The following is a 3,637-nucleotide window of genomic DNA, read 5'->3' on the forward strand; positions in this document are numbered from 1 at the left end:
CGCCACGCCGGATACACCAACATCGCGGCAGGACTCCGCCGCATGACCCGCGACCCCACCCGACCACTACAGCTACTCGGAATCACCACATGACCAGCACAAACGACTTTGACGGAACCCTGCCGGGTTCGGGTGGGGGCTGCCTACGCGACTGTCCTGGGGGGCGGTTCGGCTTTTCGCGGGCTGAACGTGCGCGGACGATGCGCATCCGCCGCAACGGCGAGGCAACCTCGGGCGTCCTGGGGGCGTGTTCCTGCTGTCCATGAGTGACGGGAGGAGGCATGCCATGTCCACGCTGGAACCGGTTGCCGGTCCCTGGCGTGTGACTCTGGACAGGGGGAGGGGAGCCTCTGCGGTGGAGGATTTCTCGGAGTTCGTGCGGCAGGCGCTGCCTGGGCTGCTCCGGTACGGCCACATGCTGACCGGCAACCCGCACGATGCCGCCGACCTCGTACAGACCGTGCTCGAGAAGCTCGGTTCGCGGTGGTCGTCTGTGGCGCGCAAGACCGGCGACCCGGTCGCCTACGCCCGCAAGGCCATGGCGAACACGAACATCAGCCGGTGGCGGCGGACGCGGCGGGAGAACCTGATCGCCGACCTGCCCGACCGGCCCGCCGAGGCGGAGCCCGACCCGTTCGACAACGAACCCCTGTGGGAGGCGTTGCGCGGCCTGCCGCCACGGCAGCGCGCGGTGATGGTCATGCGTTACTACGACGACCTGTCGGAGGCGGACATCGCGGCCGCGCTCGGGGTCAGCCGCGGCACCGTGAAAAGCCAGTCCAGCAAGGCGATGGCTACCCTGCGGGCTCGGCTCGGCACGTCGGTGGGAGGTGCGTGATGGACCTCGACGACCAGTTGCGGCGGCTGTTCGCCGACGAACGACTCGAGGTCTCCGCGCGTCCCGGCGCCAGCGAGGCGATCGTGGCAGGCGCCCGGCGGGTGCGCAGGCGCCGGATCGTGGCGGTCTCGGCGAGCGGCGCGCTCGCGGTCGTGGCCGCGGTGATGGCCGGTGTCGTGCTGGCGGGAGGAAACCCCGACGCGATGCCGCCCGCCAACCGCTACAAGCACACCCCCACGTCGACCACGACCACGTCGGCCACCAGTTCGTCCGTGCCGATCTCGACGTCACAGGCCGTGCCGAGGGGCACCACCGGCGGTGGTGCCGGGCAGCCGCCTGCCACCCGCGATGAGGGGGAGAACCCGGGGCCGAGCACGCCGACCGCGGCGCCGCCGCCGCACCTCGACCACCCGGTCCTCGGCCCGACCGGGTACCGCGCGGTCCAGCTGGGCCAGCCCAGGGCGCAGGCGGAGGCCACCGGCATGGTCGGGTTGTCGACGGGGCAGTACGGCGACTGCTCCGAGTACGAACTGCTCGAGGACGGCGCGAACGTCGGCCGGGTGTATTTCCGCGGCGAAGCCGTGGCCGCGATCATGCCGCTCATCTCGCAGACACCGGAGGGCGTCGGTCCGGGGTGGACGGTCGAGCAGGCCGCGGCCGTGTACCCGGACCTCAATGTGGAGTTCACGCTGGCCAACCGCTACGCGATCGTGTTGGTGCCAGGGAATGCCGGCGCGACCTTCCGCCTGATCGTCGACATCGGCACGGACGAGATCGTGCGGACCACGATGCAGACCGCGGCGGAGCCCTGTTTTCCCTAGAGCGAGCCACCCGCCGCGTGCGGGGCGAGCGGGTCGTCGCCCTGCTCGCCGACGGACTCGCGTGCCAGGTAGTTCTCGACGTCGAACAGGTTGCCGTTGGCCCGGCGGATCACGTTGAGCAACGTGGTCATCTGGGCCACCTCCTCGACCTGCTCCTTGAGGAACCACTGCATGAACTGCTCGCCCTTGTAGTCGTCCTCGTCGCGGGCGACCTTGGCGAGCTTGATGATCTCCTCGGTGACGTCCTTCTCCTGCTTGAGCGCGAGCGTGACCAGTTCCACCGACTCGGAGAAATTGTTCCGCACCTCGTCCACGGCGGGAATGTCGGGCTGGAGGTCGTTGTCGAGCAGGTATTGCACGATCATCATCGCGTGGTTGCGCTCCTCCAGTGACTGCCGGTAGAAGTGCTTGGCGAGTTGCGGCAGGTCCTGGCCGTCGAACCACACGGCAAGCGCGACGTACTGCTGGGACGCGGTGAACTCGTTTCGGATCTGCTCTTGCAGCATGGTGTTGAACTTCGACATGATTCAAATAATACGCAGCACAGTGGTAAGTAGCAATTTCCAAATTAATTAGGCAAGCCTATCAAAATGCAATTCAGGTAAGGGTTTCCTAACGTCGGCGGGGTAACCGGATTGCACAGGAGGGCCCGGCCGCCGACGATGGTGCGATGGCCTTCTCGTTCCCAGATGACGTCCCCACGCTCACCGACGGCGAGATCACGCTGCGTGCCCATGCGCTGTCCGATGTGGACGAGGTGCTCGCGCAGTGCACCGATCCGGAGTCGATCAGGTGGACGACGGTGCCGGTGCCGTACGGCCGCGAGGAGGCCGTCGGGTTCGTCACCGAGATCGTGCCGTCGGGCTGGCTGACCAGGAAGGATCTGGGGTTTGCCATCGAGGCGCCGCACGCGGACGGGGTGCGCCGGTTCTCGGGGTCGATCTCGCTGCGGCCGATGGAGGGCGGGCTCGCCGAGATCGCGTTCGGTCTGCACCCTGGCGTGCGCGGGCACGGCGTGTGCAGCCGGGCGGTGAAGCTGATCCTGGACTGGGGTTTCAGACAGCCGGAGATCGAACTGGTCGTCTGGTACGCGTACGTCGGCAACTGGGCGTCGTGGCGAGTGGCGTGGGCGAACGGCTTCTCCTACGACGGCAAGGTGTCGAAGTTCCTCGCACAGCGCGGCGAACGCCACGACGCGTGGTGCGGCTCGCTCCGCGGGGACGACACCCGCGAGCACAAGTACGAGTGGCACGTCCCCCCGACCGTCGAGACCGACCGCCTGCGGCTGCGCCCGCACACCGACGCCGACGGCGCCCGCTTCGTCGAGATGATGACCGACCCGCGCAGCCGCCACTTCGCGGGCCGCAACTCGTGGCTGAACGACATGCCGCCCGCGGACCGGGTGCTGATCCGGCCGCGCGAGTACGACGCGCGGGGCGAACGCTACAACTGGACCATCGCCGACCGCGGGACCGACGAGCTCATCGGCCAGATCCAGATCTTCAACCTCGGCGGCCTGGACGACACGGCCGGGATGATCGGCTACGCGGTGCACCCGGAAGCCCGCGGCAGGGGCGTGCTGACCGAGGCGCTGCGCATGCTGGCGGACTGCGCCTTCACGGACAAGAAGAAGGGCGGCCTGGGACTACGCAGGCTGAGCCTGTCGACGGCGGCGAGCAACAAGGCGTCCCGGCACGGAGCGGAGAAGGCGGGCTTCACCCACGTGGCGTCCCACCCGGAGTCCTTCCCCACCGGCGAGTCCGGCTTCGAGGACGAGACGATCTACGCACTGGTCAACCCGAACTGGTCGGAGTTGTCCACAGCAGGGTGAGTTGTCCACAGGCAGGCCCGCAACCCCCTGTTGCCTCACGTCAAGATGCCCGCGTAGGCGGATTCGTTGCCTCATGAAAAGTGTCCGTCTGGGTGAGGCCGGTGTAGGGCTTGGTCGGGAAGTAGCGGGTGGTGACTTCGGTGGCGA

4 protein-coding genes are annotated in these 3,637 nt (G+C 68.1%); 3 read left to right on the forward strand and 1 reads right to left on the reverse strand.

Going from position 1 to position 3,637, the window contains the following annotated elements:
• The first annotated feature begins 262 nt into the window (after positions 1-262).
• Together WBA97_RS37460 and WBA97_RS37465 are read left to right on the forward strand one after the other, a co-directional pair.
• Positions 263-838, forward strand: coding sequence for a SigE family RNA polymerase sigma factor (locus WBA97_RS37460; protein WP_424235773.1), 576 nt, complete (start codon positions 263-265; stop codon positions 836-838).
• Positions 838-1,659 (forward strand): hypothetical protein, encoded by an 822-nt coding sequence (locus WBA97_RS37465; protein ID WP_424235774.1) that lies wholly within the window; start codon positions 838-840, stop codon positions 1,657-1,659. Before WBA97_RS37460 ends, WBA97_RS37465 begins: the two co-directional genes overlap by 1 nt.
• On the opposite strand, the gene WBA97_RS37470 is transcribed toward WBA97_RS37465, so the two are convergent.
• Positions 1,656-2,183, reverse strand: coding sequence for a ferritin (locus WBA97_RS37470; protein ID WP_424235775.1), 528 nt, complete (start codon positions 2,181-2,183; stop codon positions 1,656-1,658). The genes WBA97_RS37465 and WBA97_RS37470 overlap by 4 nt on opposite strands.
• 146 nt (positions 2,184-2,329) lie before the next feature.
• Between WBA97_RS37470 and WBA97_RS37475 the strand changes: the two genes are divergently transcribed.
• Positions 2,330-3,490, forward strand: a complete 1,161-nt coding sequence (locus WBA97_RS37475; RefSeq protein WP_424235776.1) for a GNAT family N-acetyltransferase — start codon at positions 2,330-2,332, stop codon at positions 3,488-3,490.
• Positions 3,491-3,637 lie beyond the last annotated feature (147 nt).

Origin of the sequence: Actinophytocola sp., from assembly GCF_049647105.1 — a bacterium.
Classification (GTDB): domain Bacteria; phylum Actinomycetota; class Actinomycetes; order Mycobacteriales; family Pseudonocardiaceae; genus Actinophytocola.

Coding starts and splice junctions, on each gene's coding strand:
- WBA97_RS37465 (WP_424235774.1), top strand. CDS start 838: ATGGACCTCGACGACCAGTTGCGGCGGCTGTTCGCCGACGAACGACTC.
- WBA97_RS37475 (WP_424235776.1), top strand. CDS start 2,330: ATGGCCTTCTCGTTCCCAGATGACGTCCCCACGCTCACCGACGGCGAG.
- WBA97_RS37470 (WP_424235775.1), bottom strand. CDS start 2,183: ATGTCGAAGTTCAACACCATGCTGCAAGAGCAGATCCGAAACGAGTTC.
- WBA97_RS37460 (WP_424235773.1), top strand. CDS start 263: ATGAGTGACGGGAGGAGGCATGCCATGTCCACGCTGGAACCGGTTGCC.